Origin of the sequence: Streptococcus pluranimalium, assembly GCF_047785745.1 — a bacterium.
Classification (GTDB): domain Bacteria; phylum Bacillota; class Bacilli; order Lactobacillales; family Streptococcaceae; genus Streptococcus; species Streptococcus pluranimalium_B.
In genome coordinates, this window is sequence record NZ_JBLOJT010000031.1 from 1 (window position 1) to 17,127 (window position 17,127).

Sequence of the window (17,127 nt, forward strand, 5' to 3'; positions counted from 1 at the left end):
TAACGAATTATTGTTAACTTTTTAGGCTTGTTCTTTTTAGAGAACGGTGCTATAATAAGCAAGCATTGTCATAAGGAGAAATCATGAACACTAATAACGAGATCATCGAGCTAATTAATCAACGAAAGTCAGAATTAAACTTATCACTGAGTCAATTATCTAGACAAGTAGGCATGGCTAAATCAGCTGTCTCTTGTTATCTTCATAAAACAAGAGAATTTCCGCTAAATCGCCTTCCCCAGTTTGCTGAAGCACTAGATTTATCACCAGAGACGCTCTTAGGTATCTCAGAAGAAGATTATCAGGTTATTTTCCAAAAACTTGATCAAGAGCGTCGAGAGCAAGTTTTGGATTTTCTTAGTCAGCAGCTAGCTCAACAAGAAGCTGAAAAACAAGAAACCATCTCATCGCTTTATCCCGTTAAAACTGTTACTCAACTAGCTGCTGGACTCGGTTATGCTTTTAACGATTATGAGTTTGAAACGGTTCATGTCTCCTCCCAACCTCCCCGTTATGATCTCGCCTCTATTGTTAATGGTGATTCTATGTATCCAACCTATCGAAGTGGAGATGTTGTCTACCTCGTTGACCGTGGCTTTACCTCTTATAATGGTGAGGTTTGTGCTGTAGCCATTAATGACCAAACCTTTTTAAAGCAAGTTTATTTAGAGAAGGAACAACTCCGGCTGGTTTCCATTAATCCAGACTATGACGATATCCTTTTTCCCTTCCCACCTGAGGAAGATACTCACATCAAAATTTATCAAGTTATTGGTCGTGACACAACTGTGGCTATTTAATCAGAAAGGAACTATATGATTACCAAAGAATTTGATACCATCACAGCTATCTCTACTCCTCTTGGGGAGGGAGCTATTGGTATCGTCCGCTTGTCTGGAAGTCAGGCTATTGCGATTGCTCAAAAAGTTTTTAAAGGTAAAAAGCTCAACGACGTCCCTAGTCATACCATTAACTATGGTCACATCGTTGAAAATAATGACATCATTGACGAGGTTATGGTTAGTGTCATGCGTGAACCCAAGACTTTTACGCGCGAAGATGTTGTTGAAATTAATACCCACGGTGGGGTAGCAGTCACCAATGAAATCCTCCAACTTTTGATTCGCTCAGGAGCTCGTATGGCTGAACCTGGCGAATTCACCAAGCGAGCATTCCTAAATGGCCGAGTTGATTTGACCCAAGCTGAAGCTGTTATGGATTTGATCCGAGCTAAGACTGATAAGGCTATGGCAGTTGCCGTTCAACAATTGGACGGTTCCTTAAAAACACTCATTGATAACACTCGTCAAGAAATTCTAAACACCCTAGCACAAGTTGAAGTTAACATCGATTATCCCGAATACGATGATGTTGAAGAAATGACTACTGCTCTCATGCGCGAAAAAACGCAAGAATTTCAAGAGCTTTTAGAAAATCTTTTACAGACAGCTAAGCGTGGGAAAATCCTTCGCGAAGGACTTTCGACTGCTATCATTGGTCGTCCCAATGTCGGTAAATCAAGTCTCCTTAACAATCTACTTCGTGAAGAAAAAGCTATTGTAACTGACATTGAAGGAACGACACGCGATGTGATTGAAGAATACGTCAATATCAAAGGCGTCCCCCTTAAATTGATCGATACAGCTGGTATTCGTGAGACCGATGATATCGTTGAACGCATTGGGGTAGAGCGTTCTAAAAAAGCTCTTAATGAAGCTGATTTAGTGCTTCTAGTATTGAATGCTTCCGAGACTTTAACCAAACAAGATCGCACACTATTAGAGATTAGTAAAGATAGCAATCGTATCGTACTCTTAAATAAGACCGACTTAGAGCAACATATTGAAACTGAACAACTGCCAGACGACGTCATCGCTATTTCTGTTTTAAAAAATGAAAATATTGTTCAGATTGAAGAGCGTATTAACCAACTTTTCTTTGAAAACGCAGGCTTGGTTGAAAAAGACGCTACCTACCTATCAAACGCCCGTCACATCTCCTTAATTGAAAAAGCGGTTGATAGCTTAAAAGCTGTCAACGAAGGTTTGGAACTCGGGATGCCCGTAGATCTTCTTCAGGTTGACATGACTAGAACTTGGGAAGTTTTAGGAGAAATAACTGGCGATGCTGCCCCGGATGAACTCATTACCCAACTTTTCAGCCAATTCTGTCTCGGTAAATAAAAACTTAGGTAGAATTCCTCTACTGCTAACCTAAATTAAGATATTAAAGATAACTGAGAAAACTTAATTTTTGTTTTCTATTGAAAATTGAACAAGATAAAATGGCTAAGAATAACGTTTTTAACGACGTTATTCTTAGCCATTTTGTGTTTTTGTTTTTGTCAAATTACTTCTTTGGTATTAGTCTACTGCTTTTCCAGTTAATTTTGCCGCATCAGAGATGTACTGTTTGTAAGTACCTTCTTTTTCCATTTTAGCAATAACTTTATTAATTGTTTTTTGTAGTTCTTGACTTTCTTTACCTTTTGGCATAGCAACCGCTTTAGCATCACCATCTCCAACTTTCAAGGCAACTTTTGCTAAGGTAATATCATTATTTTGTGCGATATAACCTTCTGCAACTGGTTTTTCCAAATCAACAGCATCAACAACGCCAGACTTCAATTCATTGACGGCTTCACCCATTGCTGTTAGTGGAACAACTTGAGAGTCTTTCAACTGTTCTTTTGCAAGATTTTCTTCAATACTGCCTTTTTGCACCGCAACCTTTTTACCAGCTAATTGATCTAAGCTAGTATATTTTCCTTCATCTTCTTCACGGACTAATATAGCATTTTCCGTTGTGTAGTAAGCGTCAGAGAATGCATAAGCATTCTTACGTTCTTCAGTCACTGATAATCCAGAAATAGCAATGTCTGCTTTACCAGTTTTTAAACTCGCCAAAACGTTATCGAAGCTCATGCTTGATACTTCAAGTTTTACACCTAATTCATCAGCAATATCGTGCGCTAAATCAATATCAGCTCCAACAACCTTATCTTTAACGTCTACTAAAGCTTTAAACTCAAATGGAGGATAGTCTGGGCTGACGGCAACAACTAATTTGCCATCTTTTTTAATTTCTTCTTGTAAATCAGATGATTCAGAAGAACCACAAGCTGTAAGGGTTACAGCAGAAACAAGGAGAGTTGCTCCTAAAATTAATTTTTTCAATGTCATAATTAATCCTCGATATCTTATAATAATGATATTATACAACACTTTCAGCATATGTCAATAATAATTTGTATTTTTATTCAAATATTCTTTGGATATAGATAATTTATATAACCGCATCTTCTAAATAATGGATGTCTAGCAAATCATACGACATCTCTCAGCTAATTAATAATTAAGAGAATTTCCATTCTGGTAACAAATACAAAGGTATTTTTCCTAATCAATACCTTACTGTTTCACTGACAAATCATAGGCATCTTGAACAAAAGTATTGATTTTATCCTCTTCTTTCAAGGATTTAATAACATCATTGACTTTTTTAGTTAATTTTTGACTGCCTTTTGGTATAGCAACAGCATACGCTTCTGCATCATCAGAAGGTAATTCAACTGTTGCAATGGCTAAATTTTGGTTCTTTTCAGCATAGCCTTTAGCAATCGCTTCTTCTGATACGAGAGCCTGAACTTTTCCATTTGATACCTCAGCCACCATTTCACCTATTTTTGTCAAGGGTGTGATATTAGCTTCTTTAAGGTTGTCTTTGCAATGGTCTCTTGAATACTTCCCTTTTGAACGACAACTGCTTGATTGTCAAAATCACTAAATGTTTTATAATATTGAGGTTTATCTTTTAGTACCATCATAACATTCTTAGACTCATAGTAATACTCAATGAAAATCTAAATCTGAAACCATTTAAGTACAAGGTGTAAATCTGGACGATTTACTAGGATAAGGAGACTCAAACCATAATTCTATATTCAGATTTTGAATTAATACTCATTGAAAATCAGTATCAATTCTAGATGAGAGTAGTAAAAAAGAGCTGGTTTCCCAACTCCTTAATCACAACATATAAGCTATTGTATAGCTTAACTATGCCAGATATCTTGATTATATTGTGCAATCGTTCTGTCTGAAGAGAAGAAACCTGCTTTAGCAATATTATGCACAACTTTACGATTCCATGCTTGACGATGTTCGTAATCTGTTAACATGTTCTCTTTGATATCAATGTATTCTGAAAGATCAATCAAGGTCATGAACCAGTCTTTATTAAGCAATTCATGGTATAAACGCTCTAAGCGTTCTTTATTACCAACTGCTAGCAAGTCCTCTGAGAGAATAAAGTCGACTGCTTCTTTAATTCTCTCATCAGATTCATAGTAATCACGAGAAATATAGCCAGCCTTGTCATAAAGATCAATAATGGTATCAGAATCTTTACCAAATGTATAAATATTATCCATTCCTGCTAATTCAGCAATCTCAACATTGGCACCATCCATCGTTCCTAAAGTCAAGGCACCATTAAGCATGAATTTCATATTACCAGTACCAGAAGCTTCTTTGGAAGCTAGCGAAATCTGTTCTGAAATATCCGTTGCTGGAATTAAATGCTCTGCCACGGTAACGTTGTAGTTTTCAACCAAATGAACATTGAGATACGGACTAACTTCTGGATCATTATTAATCAATTCTGACAAGCTTAAAATCAAGTGAATGACATCTTGAGCGATAATATAGGCAGGTGCAGCTTTCCCACCAAAGATAACTGTCAACTTGCGTTTTGGAAGATTTCCTCGTTTGATTTCCAAATATTTATGAATCACATAAAGAGCATTCATTTGTTGACGTTTATACTCGTGGAAACGTTTGATTTGCGTATCAATGATAGAATTCTCATCCAAATCAATGCCTTTATGTTCTTTGAGGTAGCGTTTCAAATGCAATTTATTTTGATGTTTAATAGCATCCAATTGTTCATGAACAGCTGGATCATCCGCAAAGGCCACTAATTTTTCAAGTTTTGTCGCATCAGTCAAATAGTCATCGCCAATCAATTCTTTCACGTAAGCTGCTAAGTCTTGGTTAGCAAATTCCAACCAACGACGGAAGGTAATTCCGTTCGTTTTATTATTAAATTTTTCAGGATAAAGCTCATAGAAATCCTTTAACTCACTGTTTTTAAGAATTTCAGTATGAAGCGCTGCAACACCGTTTACACTTGTTGCAAAGTGAATATCCATATGCGCCATATGAACACGGCCTGATTCATCAATAATGTGGAGGTGAACATCTGAAACCTCTTTAGCCACTAATGCATCTAGTTTTTCAATGATAGTCACTAAATGGGGCACTACTTCATTGAGGTAATCAAGCGGCCATTTTTCCAAGGCTTCTGCCAAAATAGTATGGTTGGTATACCCCACCATCTCTTTAACAATCGCCACTGCTTCTTCAAATGTCAAACCATGTTTCTCCGTCAAGAGACGAATCAATTCTGGAATAACCATTGAAGGATGCGTATCATTGATTTGCACGTAAGCATAATCAGCAAGGTCGCGGACATTTGACCCACGTTCAATGGCTTCATCGATCAATAACTGCGCTGCGTTAGACACCATGAAATATTGTTGGTAGATACGGAGCAATTCTCCAGCCTTATCCGAATCATCTGGATAAAGAAAGAGGGTGAGGTTTTCTTTGATTTTTGTTTTATCAAAGGTGATGCCGTCTTCAATCAAGTCGTAATTGAGCCCATCAATATCAAAAAGGTTAAGATAATTTTTGCTGTCTCGATGATAACCTAGAATATCCAGACGGTCTAAACGTGAACGAAGGGTGAAATCCTTGAAGGGTACGTCATAGTGTACATCTGTTGGAATGAGCCATGACTCATCCTGAATCCAATCATTTGGCTCCGCTCCTTGTTGGTTGTCCTTGAAGACTTGCTTAAAGAGGCCAAAATGATAATTGAGACCAACACCTTCACCGTTAATGCCCAAAGTTGACATGGAATCAATAAAACAAGATGCCAAACGTCCTAAGCCACCATTTCCAAGAGATGGTTCTGGTTCTAAATCCTCAACCTCGCTGATTGATTTTCCAACAGTTGATAAAGCCTCTTTGACGTCTTGATAAACCCCTAAATTAATAAGGTTATTTGAGAGTAATTTACCAATCAAAAATTCAGCTGAAATATAATAAACTTTTCGTTTTGCCGTATTTTTCGGCATGTTCTCAGCAGTTTCTTTAACATAATAGAGCAATTCTTGATAGATTGCGTCGTTACTTAGTGAGGCTAAATCCTGCCCCTTATCGTTTAAGTAGGTTGTAAATGCTTTAGTCATTGTCCTCTTCCTCTAATTGTTTCTTTGTTGTGACGAGTGCTGCGTTAGCACGAGCATATAGCTCAGTGATGCTTGTTAAAAAGTCCTTCTTGTCTTGTGTTAAATCTTCTGCAAGCATCCGCCATTGCCAGTTACCACCGAGCGTATTTGGGGTGTTCATCCGTGATGTCTCATCTTTATCAAGTAGGTCTTGCATGGTGGCAATGGTAATATGACTCACACTAGCGTACAAGCTTCGTAGCATAGCTTCTGTGATTTTTTCATCCTGACTGCGATGGATGTAGGCATTTAGAAATGCTTGTTGCTCCACGCTTAGATTAGCGTACCAACCATTGATTACCTCATTATCATGTGTCCCGGTGTAGGCAACTGTATCCGGCGTGTAGTTGTGTGGAATATCAATACTTTGCCCTTCAACATCATAAAAACCAAACTCCATGATTTTCATACCTGGATAAGCCGTATCGGCCAGTAATTTCTCAGCTTTTTCATCGATATAGCCTAAGTTTTCAGCGATGATTGGTAATTCGCCAAGTTGATTTTTAACAGCTTCGAACAGCTTATAGCCAGGACCTTCTGACCAACGACCATTGATGGCTGTATCGTCCCCTCCGGGGATTTCCCAAAAATCAGAAAAACCTTTAAAATGGTCAATGCGGAGCTTATCATATATTTTAAAACTCTCTTTAATACGGTAAACCCACCAAGCATAGCCAGTTTCTTCATGAAGAGGCCAATTATAGATAGGGTTTCCCCAAAGTTGGCCAGTATCACTAAATTCATCTGCTGGGACACCCGCAATGAAGAGTGGTTGACGTTCAGCATCTAGTTTGAATAATTCTGGCATCGTCCAAGCTTCCACACTGTCAGCTGACACATAAATCGGCATATCTCCAATAATTTGAATACCATTCTCATTAGCGTAAGTCTTCAAATCTAGCCACTGCGAGTAGAAGAAATATTGTGTCACTTTATGATAGAGAATGACATCTGAAAGTTTCTCACGATAACTTTCCAGTGCAAGCTTATCTCGCTGAATAATAGCCTTATCTTCCCACTCTTGAAGAGCCTTACTACCAAAGTGTTCTTTAATAGCCATAAAGTCAGCAAAATCTGAAACCCAATTATTTTCAGACTCGAAAGTTTCTAATAAGGATAGACCTTCTGTGCTTGATAAGAAAGCTTTTACAGCTTTTTCTAAAATTGGACGACGTCTTTTGTAAATTAAGGCATAATCTACTTCTTCTTGATTATCACCGAATAAAATCCCCTGATAATCATCCGTTGATAAATAGCCAGACTCTGCTAAATAAGCCAAATCAATAAAGTGTGTATTTCCGGCAATAGCAGAAAATGATTGATAAGGCGAGTCGCCATAACTAGTTGTTGTTAGCGGCAGAATTTGCCAATAGGTCTGTTTCGTTTCAACTAAAAAATCCACAAAGTCATAAGCCTCTTTACCAAACGAGCCAATCCCAAATTGACCGGGTAAAGAAGAAATATGCATGAGGATACCACTTTCACGTTGACTCATACTACTTTCCCCTTTTTATTTTGTTTTGCTATAAAAATCATAGCGCAAACGATTGCATAAGTCAATAATTTTTTTGATTTTTTATTTTTCTCTTTTATCATAACTAAAAAAACCTTGATAGCAAGGCTTTTACGTTGATTTCTGTAGAATGTTTGGAATTTACTGATTTTTCTTTAAATTTCTTACTGACTCTCTCTCTTTCAGCGTAAAAGGAACAATAATTTGTTCACTTTTTTCTTCTTGATTAGACTGAATGATAGTCAATAAACGCTTAAAGCTAGTCTCTCCTAAGTGATCCACATGAATATCAAAAGTTGTCAGATAGGGGTGAATAAGCTTTGAAAAGATGGAATTGTTAAAGGTGATAATCGAAATATCATCTGGTACTTTTAAGCCATAATAAGAAAGCAATTGCATTAAGCGAATCGTCACTCGGTCAGAAATAACAACTAAGGCTGTCGGCCTTCCAGTCTCAATCGCAGTCATTAGCTCATCCACTTTTTTAGCATCTGCTGGGTCAAATAGAAACATGGGGCGATAAGTTAGATCTAGTCGCATCATACCTTTAACATACCCCATAAAACGTTCCGAGGCAACTTCTGATTTTAAGTCATCCGTAATAAAATAGATATCTTTGTGCCCTTTCTCATAAAGATGTTCAACGGCACTTTTCCCCATAAGTTGGTTATCATTATTAATGTATGTAATCTGTGTTTCATTTCCCTCTGGTGCTCCCACGATTACAAAAGGTAGTTTATTTTTCAATAAATAATCTCTAATAGGATCATTCTGATCAGAATACAAAATAATAAAGCCATCAACTCGTTTTTGCTGGTGCATCAAGGTTACCTGATCTAGTAAATCATTTAGCGAAGTACCTGTCGCGATAGAAATGGTAAAATCCTTCAACTTCGCTTCATCCGTGATCGTCGATAGGATGCGCATGAAGAAGGGTTCGCTTAAACGGTCTGGTGTTGCTAGTGGCGGGAAAACCAAGCCAATGTTATGAGTCAAACCACTTGCCAGCATTTGAGCAGCAACATTAGGGACATAGCCTAACTCAGCCATAGCTTTTCTGACCTTATCTTTCGTTTTCTGTGAAATAGAACGGTTATCTTTCAAGACTCGGCTAACAGTTGATGGGTTTACACCAGCTCTTTCTGCAACATCTTTTATAGTAGCCATGGTCTAAACTCCTTTATCTGTACTTTTGATTGTTCTAGTTTACAACACTTCACAAGCGTTTTCAATACTTTTGCCATTTTTTGCAATAAACATCTTATTGTCGTGTCATCTACTTACTCTCTTTATATTCCTGTTTTAAAAGCATTTATCACATTGCAAGCGATTTCTTTTTAGCTTTTTGACTGAGTAAAATTGGCAATTCCTCCATCAAAAGACTGACATTAAAAGAAAGCTGTTTGAGTATAATTACCATCAAAACTCTAGTTTGAGCAAGAGTTATACAAACAATCAAATAGTATTCTTTACAAGTGGTATTGCTTTATCATCGCCTTGCTTTAGATAATAACTATTCAGAGAAACTGAATAAGAAACAGCTAATTATAGTGTTAAAGCCGATTATTTAAAACCACCTTAATTCTATCACTATCAACATATCACTAGTCGATTGGTCTTGCAAACCAAAAAATCAAAGTATTTCTAAAGCGTTGAAAGATTTTATATTTTTGAATTCTATCGCTAAAATACCCCATTATACGCAATCGATTGCTTGGAGTTATAGATGTTTTTGAACAAAAAACTTAAACTTAACATAAGGATTATTTTAAAATTTTTTTGATTTTTGTAAAATAAGACTTGACATTTTTTGCAAACGATTGCATAATAAGGTTATCAATAATTTTCTTAGGAGGAAAACGCTATGAAATCATGGCAAAAAGTCGCATTATTCGGAGCAAGCCTCTCACTTATCGGTGGAGTCGCTGTCACAAGTACAACCGAAGTCAATGCTGCTTCAAAAGATACTATTAAACTCTGGGTACCAACAGGAGCTAAAAAATCTTATCAAAAAATTGTTAAAGAATTTGAAAAAGATTCAGGCTTCAAAGTTAAGGTTGTTGAGTCTGAAGATCCAAAAGCTCAAGAAAAAATTAAAAAGGACCCTAGCGCTGCTGCAGATGTTTTCTCCCTTCCGCATGACCAACTCGGTCAATTGGTAGAATCTGGCGCTATCCAAGCCCTCCCCAAAAAATACGCTAAGGAAATAAAAAAAGAATCAACTGAACAAGCTCTTGCAGGTGCACAATATAAAGGCAAAACTTATGCCTTCCCATTTGGGATTGAATCACAAGTTCTCTACTACAACAAAGAAAAACTTTCTGAAGAACAAGTTAAATCATACGAAAGTATTACAGACAATGCCACCTTTGGCGCTAATTTAAAAGAAGTTAATGCCTACCACATCGCTCCACTCTTTATGTCTGTTGGCAATACATTGTTTGGTAAGGACGGAGAAGATGTCAAAGGTACAAACTGGGGCAATGAAGCTGGTGTCAGCGTTCTAAAATGGATTGCTAGTCAAAAAGATAACAAAGGATTTGTTAACGTAGATGCTAACAACACCATGTCTAAGTTTGGTGATGGCTCAATCGCTGCTTTTGAATCAGGACCATGGGATTATGAAACAGCTAAAGAATCCATCGGCGAAGACAAACTTGGTATTGCAGCCTACCCTACTATCAAAATTGGCGATAAAGATGTGCAGCAAAAAGCCTTCTTGGGTGTTAAACTCTACGCTGTCAACCAAGCACCTGCTAAAGGTGATGCAGAACGTATTGCTGCTAGTTATCAGCTAGCTTCATACTTAACTAACGAAGATAGCCAAGAAAATCAATTTGAAAAACGTTCTATTGTCCCTTCAAACAAGGACGTTCAAGAATCTGACGAAGTTCAAAATGATCAACTTGCCAAGACAGTTATTACCATGGGGTCTTCAGATAAATATACTGTTGTTATGCCAAAACTTAGTCAAATGACAGCTTTCTGGACAGAAAGTGCCGCTATTCTTTCTGACACTTACAATGGCAAAATCAAAGAAGCTGATTACCTCAAAAAATTAAAACAACTTGATAAAGATCTAGCTGATTCTAAATAATCCTTATTAAGTTGTCATTGCAATCAATCGAGTAGGCGGAGATTAACTCCAACAGATGTGTTGTGAGAACACTCCGCCTTTTTATAGTCTTTTGAATTAGCAGCGACAGGTTTCCCATTCTAATTTATAGCTCTGGAAGTCAGACTTTAGCTAACAAACTAGCTATATATCTAACTTTTTAACCAGATGGAGTAGAAAGTTATCTGCGCCCTAGACATGGTTATTAAGGGTAGTCCAACTTAGTGGAAACGTTAGTTTACCTTGTCTAGCTGTTAGTTCTTTTGATATATTTATCTGAATTCCTATTCGCTAAATTGACTAACCTCCGTATTTAGCTGATTTATCCAGTAGAAATTCAATCACACTTAAAGGAGAAAACTATGACTAAGTCCCACTTTTACGATGACGTCAGTGTCCCCGAAGTACTTTCTAAAGGTGGATGGGATATCAAGTTATCTGCCCTCATTATGGGATTTGCCAATCTGGCTAACAAACAAATCATAAAGGGCCTCTTATTCTTAGCAACTGAAGTCGTATTTCTGATTGCCCTTGTAACACAAGTTATTCCAGCATTTGGAAATTTAATCACACTTGGTACCAAGGAGCAAGGTATGGCGACCAAGACTGTCAATGGTATTGAAATTGCTGTAGCTGTTGAAGGTGATAACTCCATGCTCATGCTTATCTTTGGACTTGCCTCTATCATCTTCTGTTTGGTTTTTGCCTATATTTATTGGTGTAACCTAAAAAGTGCCCGTAATCTTTATGTCATTAAACGCGACAATACTAAAATTCCTAGTTTTAAAGAAGATCTAGCAACCTTATCTAACGGTCGCTTTCATATGACTCTCATGGCAGTTCCAATGATTGGGGTACTCTTATTTACCATTTTGCCTTTGATTTATATGATTTCTTTGGCTTTTACCAATTATGATCACAATCATTTACCACCTAAATCACTCTTTGACTGGGTTGGTTTTACCAACTTTGGAAATATCCTAAGTGGTCGTATGGCTGGAACATTCTTCCCTGTTCTTTCTTGGACCTTGATTTGGGCAGTTTTCGCAACGGTAACTAACTTCTTTTTTGGAATTCTTCTAGCTCTTTTGATTAATACCAAGGGTCTAAAATTCAAAAAAATGTGGCGAACTATCTTTGTCATTACTATGGCAGTACCACAATTTATTTCCCTACTCATCATGCGTAATTTGCTTAATGATGAAGGACCTCTCAATATCTTGCTTCAAAAACTTGGCCTCATTAGCCAAGGACTGCCATTTCTTTCAGACCCGCTCTGGGCTAAATTCTCTATTGTATTTGTTAATATGTGGGTAGGTATCCCTGTTACCATGCTTGTTGCCACTGGTATTATCATGAATCTCCCACAGGAACAAATCGAAGCTGCTGAAATCGATGGTGCTAGCAAGTTCCAAGTCTTCAAATCCATCACTTTCCCACAGATTCTCCTAATTATGACACCTACCCTGATTCAACAATTTATTGGAAACATCAATAACTTCAACGTTATCTACCTCCTTACTGGTGGAGGACCTGTTAACTCAAAATTCTACCAAGCAGGATCGACCGACCTCTTGGTGACATGGCTCTACAAACTGACCGTTACAGCTGCAGACTACAACCTAGCCTCTGTTATCGGCATTTTAATCTTTGTGCTTTCAGCTAGCTTTAGCTTACTAGCTTACACGCGCACAGCATCTTACAAGGAAGGAGTTGCTAAATAATGAAATCAAAACGTCGTATGCAATTAGGATTTATTTATACCCTACTCATTGTCCTTTCCATTATCTGGCTCTTTCCTGTCGCTTGGGTCATCCTAACTAGTTTGCGTGGCGAGGGTACTGCTTACGTGAATTATTTTATCCCCAAAATCTGGACTTTAGAGAATTACATTAATCTCTTTACAAATGAGTCTTTCCCATTTGGGAAATGGTTTATCAATACCCTTATTGTCGCATTAGCAACCTGTATCATTTCAACGTTTATCACAGTTGCCATGGCTTACTCACTCAGCCGTATTAAATTTAAATTCCGCAACGGTTTTTTAAAACTAGCACTTGTATTGAATATGTTTCCTGGTTTTATGAGTATGATTGCTGTTTATTATATTTTAAAAGCTCTTAATTTAACACAATCCCTAACAGCCTTAGTCTTGGTTTACTCATCTGGAGCAGCCCTCGGTTTTTACATCGCCAAAGGCTTCTTTGATACCATTCCATACTCTCTAGATGAATCTGCTATGATTGATGGAGCGACCCGTAAAGATATTTTCTTCAAGATTACCCTGCCGCTCTCAAAACCAATCATTGTTTATACAGCCCTTATGTCCTTTATTGGTCCTTGGATGGATTTCATCTTTGCCCAAGTTATTCTTGGTGATGCCACTAGTAAATATACGGTTGCCATTGGACTATTCTCAATGCTTCAACCCGATACTATCAATAAATGGTTTATGTCATTTACAGCAGGTTCCGTCCTTATTGCTGTTCCAATCACGCTCCTCTTCATGTTTATGCAAAAATACTACGTTGAAGGCATTACCGGTGGTTCTGTTAAATAAGAAAAAAGTTTTGGAATTGACCTGTACCCAATAGTTTTGACTAGTGAGGCGGCTTTTTAGGATAGGAAAATGTTACAAATCTACCCTCATTGTCTAATCATAATCACTCATATAAGCAATAATCTCCATTCATAAACCATTACCTTTTCCTAAAAGTAGATTGAATCTCTAATGTCGTTCGTTTAATGAAAATAAAAATTGAATAATTTGGCTTTCAATGCTTTAACTTTATAATTTTGAGTATAGAAAGAGTTATTTCTTGCAATATTGGTATCCTCATTGATAGTTAAGAAGCGGCGGATGTCTTCATCTTGTGAAATAGTTGTTGAAAGATTGTTATCAATTCCCTTGGCAAGGCTCTTCTATGGTCTGAATATCGACACGATCATAGGATGTATTCGTCGAAGGATTACCGTGTCCGATTTGACCGTTTCTGATATTAACACTTGAGACAACTTTAGTAATAGAGATATTACCAATGCTATCTAGCTAACAAGATCCCAACATGACCAAAAGTATTCTTCTGGCTATTGTCAATACTACCGGTTGCAACAACATCATTTACTTTACCTACAGTTGTATTCGGCTGAAGGAGACAATCTAAGGTTTTATAAATAGAAGAAAGTATATTTCTCTTGTTCCTACAGACAGCCTCTCTGACTTCGATAGGAACTTCTAGAGTGAGTTACTCAGCAACTTCAGGTATTTAAATGTCCGTACTGATAATCTGACTTACCGATTCGCTTGGTAAATCCGAATTAATGTAAAAAACTAAATTAATGAAATATTGCTAAAAAACTGTTTCTCACAATGATCATAATATGATAGAACTCTTTTCAACTACTGATAAGTTTTAGATAGTATTAATTTTACAAAAATTATGATCCTCCATCTAATGGGTGGTTTGAACAGTTGTTATAAGCCTACATCACCAGCCAGCGCCTAAAGACGCTGGCTTTCACTTTGTTCAACCCTAATCACTCTTGGCGTTGGTATTACTTGTCATCATCCCTAAAAGGATCTTCATATGCTTTTACGTTCAATTTATCTAAGGCTATATCATGTTTTTTTTGTTCTTGAATATATTTTTTGATAGTGGCTTCGTTCAGACTAACTGTGCTCACATAATATCCCCCCGCCCCAAAATGACGATTCCCAAACTTATATTTTAGATTGGCGTATTTATCAAATATCATCAAGGCACTCTTACCTTTTAAGTAACCCATGAAACTTGAAATACTAATTCGTGAGGGAATGCTAATTAACATGCGAATACGGTCTGGCATTAGATATCCTTCTATAATTTCAACCCCTGTATAGCTACATCAGCTTCGAAAAATGCTACCTAAACTATTTCGATATTGATTATAGATAATTTTCATCTATACTTTAGGCTAAACACTATATGGAGAACACATCCACTTTGTGTGTCATAAACGATGTTCCTTTTTTGCCATACTTTGTACCTTTCGCTTTACATTAGGCTTGAACACCTTTATTGTATCTCGTTTGGAGTTTTTTAGGAATATAACCTTCGAGAGTCGCATCCGCATAGCGGGTGGTTTTACTCATTGAAAATCAAAATCTGATATTGTCATGTTTACCTTGATGAACTTTAGTTCTAGCTACGACGCTTTTCTAGTCTGATTTTGATTTTCTTCTAGTATTATTTGTTTCGCTCCTACGGAGCGAAACAGACTGAAAGTAACACAATTAAAAAGCCGGCCTAAAGCCGACTTTGCTATTAATCTTCATATGAACGGAATGGTTCATTTTTCTTCGGTTGACGATCTGGTGTAATTTCAAGCCCCATCTCATTTTTCTCGTGGTAGAGCTCTTTTAAAAGAGCAAAGAGAACCAAAATTAGAACAACTGAAAATGGTAAGGCAGCGATAATCAAGGTATTTTGAAGAGCATCTAAACCACCTGAAAGTAAAAGCGCAATAGCAATACCCGCAAGTGCAACTCCCCAAATCAATTTCTTACGATTCGTTGGATTCAAATGTCCATCTTCTGTCAACATTGCCAAAACATAGGTCGCTGAATCGGCTGATGTGATAAAGAAGGTTGAAACCAAAATAATTGCAACAATTGATAAGATAATGCCCATTGGATACTGGTCAAATGTCGCAAAGAGAATTTCTTCTGTCGCATAGCGTGTTAAATCAGTACCAGTCATTTGCACATCATTTGAAAGTGTACCAAAGGCTGAGAACCATAAGAAACTTAAAATTGTAGGTGCCAAGAGAACTACTGTTAAAAATTCACGAATAGTACGTCCTTTTGAGATACGAGCGATGAAGACACCAACAAATGGTGACCAAGAAATCCACCAAGCCCAGTAAAAGACTGTCCAGTTATTAATCCATGTACGCTTAGCATCATCAAAAGCTGCCGCACGGAAACTCATGCGGAAAAAGTTTTGAAGATAAAGACCAATAGACTCTGTAAAGGTATCAAAAATTGCAACTGTAGGTCCTAGAACAATAGCTAAAGCTAAAAGTCCAATAGCTAAAATCAAGTTAACATTAGATAAGATTTTAACACCTTTACCAAGCCCTGATAAGGCTGACATAATAAAAAGACCTGTTGTAATAATGATGATAATAATCTGAACAAATTGGTTGTTAGGAATACCAAAGACATAAGAAAGACCACCGTTAATCTGGGCAGCACCAAAACCTAAAGTGGTTGCAACACCAATGACAGTTGCTAAAACCGTAATGGTATCAACAATTGTTCCTAAAAGTCCATTTACCTTATCTCCAAAGAAAGGCTTCAATGTTACAGATAAAAGATATTTTTCTTTCTTACGGAAACCAAAATAAGCAAGTGCTAAGGCAACTAAGGCATAAACTGCCCAAGCATGCACTCCCCAGTGGAAGAAGGTAAAGCGAAATGAATCTGCTAAAGCTTCTTGTGATTGTAGAGGTGCATTGGGTGTAGAGATAGCGAAGTGACTCAAAGGTTCTGCTGCTCCATAGAAAACCAATCCAATCCCCATACCAGCTGAGAACATCATAGCAATCCAAGATGTCGTATCATGTTCAGGCTCAGAATTTGGATTCCCTAAACGGATTTGTCCCAGTGGACTTACGATAAAGAAAATACAAAACATTAAAATTGTCGTTACTAATAGCAAGTAAAGCCAACCAAAGTTTGTTGTAATAACATTTCTCAAGTGTTGTGTCGTCGCTTGAAATGATTTTGGAATCACGATTCCTAACAATACCAATATGGTCGTTACTCCTGCTGACCACATAAACACTTTTGTCGATGTTTTTTGATTCATAAAATCCTCCCGACTATATAATCTACAACTTTTAATAGATATAGTCAACGGATATATGCTACAAACCATATACATTTTATTCTAAACGGTTCGTGTGAAGGCGCTTAACCTCGCATGGTTTAGTCTTTTTTTTAGTTTCTAAAGAAAAAGCTGTCGTATTCATTGTACTGCCCCCAAAAAGTTAGACAAATCATTATTGCAAGGATTTAGTTCTGTATTGGACAGGACTAAGTCCTTTTAGTTTTGCTTTAATTCGTTTGTTGTTGTAGTAATAAATGTAGTCTATAATGTG

General features: G+C 37.1%; 12 protein-coding genes and 1 pseudogene. 5 read left to right on the forward strand and 8 right to left on the reverse strand.

The features are described from left to right. The first annotated feature begins 83 nt into the window (after positions 1-83). Together ACMZ6U_RS05075 and mnmE are read left to right on the forward strand one after the other, a co-directional pair. The gene (locus tag ACMZ6U_RS05075) at positions 84-800 is read left to right on the forward strand and encodes an XRE family transcriptional regulator (RefSeq protein WP_416106819.1); all 717 of its coding nucleotides are present in this window, start codon (positions 84-86) and stop codon (positions 798-800) included. A gap of 15 nt (positions 801-815) precedes the next feature. Continuing rightward, positions 816-2,183 (forward strand): tRNA uridine-5-carboxymethylaminomethyl(34) synthesis GTPase MnmE, encoded by a 1,368-nt coding sequence (gene mnmE, locus ACMZ6U_RS05080; RefSeq protein ID WP_416106821.1) that lies wholly within the window; start codon positions 816-818, stop codon positions 2,181-2,183. A gap of 180 nt (positions 2,184-2,363) precedes the next feature. Here mnmE and ACMZ6U_RS05085 read toward each other — a convergent pair whose 3' ends face one another. The 5 genes from ACMZ6U_RS05085 to ACMZ6U_RS05105 all read right to left on the reverse strand — a co-directional run bounded on the left by ACMZ6U_RS05085 (position 2,364) and on the right by ACMZ6U_RS05105 (position 9,035). Next, positions 2,364-3,182, reverse strand: coding sequence for a transporter substrate-binding domain-containing protein (locus tag ACMZ6U_RS05085; RefSeq protein WP_416106823.1), 819 nt, complete (start codon positions 3,180-3,182; stop codon positions 2,364-2,366). 228 nt (positions 3,183-3,410) lie between these two features. After that, positions 3,411-3,671, reverse strand: coding sequence for a hypothetical protein (locus ACMZ6U_RS05090; RefSeq protein ID WP_416106825.1), 261 nt, complete (start codon positions 3,669-3,671; stop codon positions 3,411-3,413). A gap of 383 nt (positions 3,672-4,054) precedes the next feature. Continuing rightward, complete coding sequence (gene glgP, locus ACMZ6U_RS05095; RefSeq protein WP_416106827.1) at positions 4,055-6,316, reverse strand: glycogen/starch/alpha-glucan family phosphorylase; 2,262 nt, start codon at positions 6,314-6,316, stop codon at positions 4,055-4,057. After that, positions 6,309-7,850, reverse strand: coding sequence for a 4-alpha-glucanotransferase (gene malQ / locus ACMZ6U_RS05100; protein ID WP_416106829.1), 1,542 nt, complete (start codon positions 7,848-7,850; stop codon positions 6,309-6,311). Before malQ ends, glgP begins: the two co-directional genes overlap by 8 nt. A gap of 159 nt (positions 7,851-8,009) precedes the next feature. Continuing rightward, positions 8,010-9,035, reverse strand: coding sequence for a LacI family DNA-binding transcriptional regulator (locus ACMZ6U_RS05105; protein WP_416106831.1), 1,026 nt, complete (start codon positions 9,033-9,035; stop codon positions 8,010-8,012). A 697-nt stretch (positions 9,036-9,732) separates the two neighbouring features. Between ACMZ6U_RS05105 and ACMZ6U_RS05110 the strand changes: the two genes are divergently transcribed. The 3 genes from ACMZ6U_RS05110 (at position 9,733) to ACMZ6U_RS05120 (ending at position 13,543) form a co-directional block, all read left to right on the forward strand. Then, the gene (locus tag ACMZ6U_RS05110; RefSeq protein ID WP_416106832.1) at positions 9,733-10,965 is read left to right on the forward strand and encodes an extracellular solute-binding protein; all 1,233 of its coding nucleotides are present in this window, start codon (positions 9,733-9,735) and stop codon (positions 10,963-10,965) included. Positions 10,966-11,345: 380 nt separating this feature from the next. Then, the gene (locus ACMZ6U_RS05115) at positions 11,346-12,707 is read left to right on the forward strand and encodes a carbohydrate ABC transporter permease (protein ID WP_416106834.1); all 1,362 of its coding nucleotides are present in this window, start codon (positions 11,346-11,348) and stop codon (positions 12,705-12,707) included. Then, complete coding sequence (locus ACMZ6U_RS05120; RefSeq protein ID WP_416106837.1) at positions 12,707-13,543, forward strand: sugar ABC transporter permease; 837 nt, start codon at positions 12,707-12,709, stop codon at positions 13,541-13,543. The genes ACMZ6U_RS05115 and ACMZ6U_RS05120 overlap by 1 nt, the downstream gene beginning before the upstream one ends. A 995-nt stretch (positions 13,544-14,538) precedes the next feature. Here the strand turns inward: ACMZ6U_RS05120 and tnpA are convergent. The 3 genes and pseudogenes from tnpA to ACMZ6U_RS05135 form a co-directional block, all read right to left on the reverse strand. Further along, positions 14,539-14,961: pseudogene (gene tnpA / locus ACMZ6U_RS05125) on the reverse strand (IS200/IS605 family transposase). Positions 14,962-15,287: 326 nt separating this feature from the next. Next, positions 15,288-16,835, reverse strand: coding sequence for a BCCT family transporter (locus tag ACMZ6U_RS05130; RefSeq protein WP_416106839.1), 1,548 nt, complete (start codon positions 16,833-16,835; stop codon positions 15,288-15,290). A 193-nt stretch (positions 16,836-17,028) separates the two neighbouring features. Beyond that, positions 17,029-17,127: IS3 family transposase (locus ACMZ6U_RS05135; RefSeq protein WP_416106841.1), on the reverse strand; the 99-nt coding region annotated here is incomplete at its 5' end.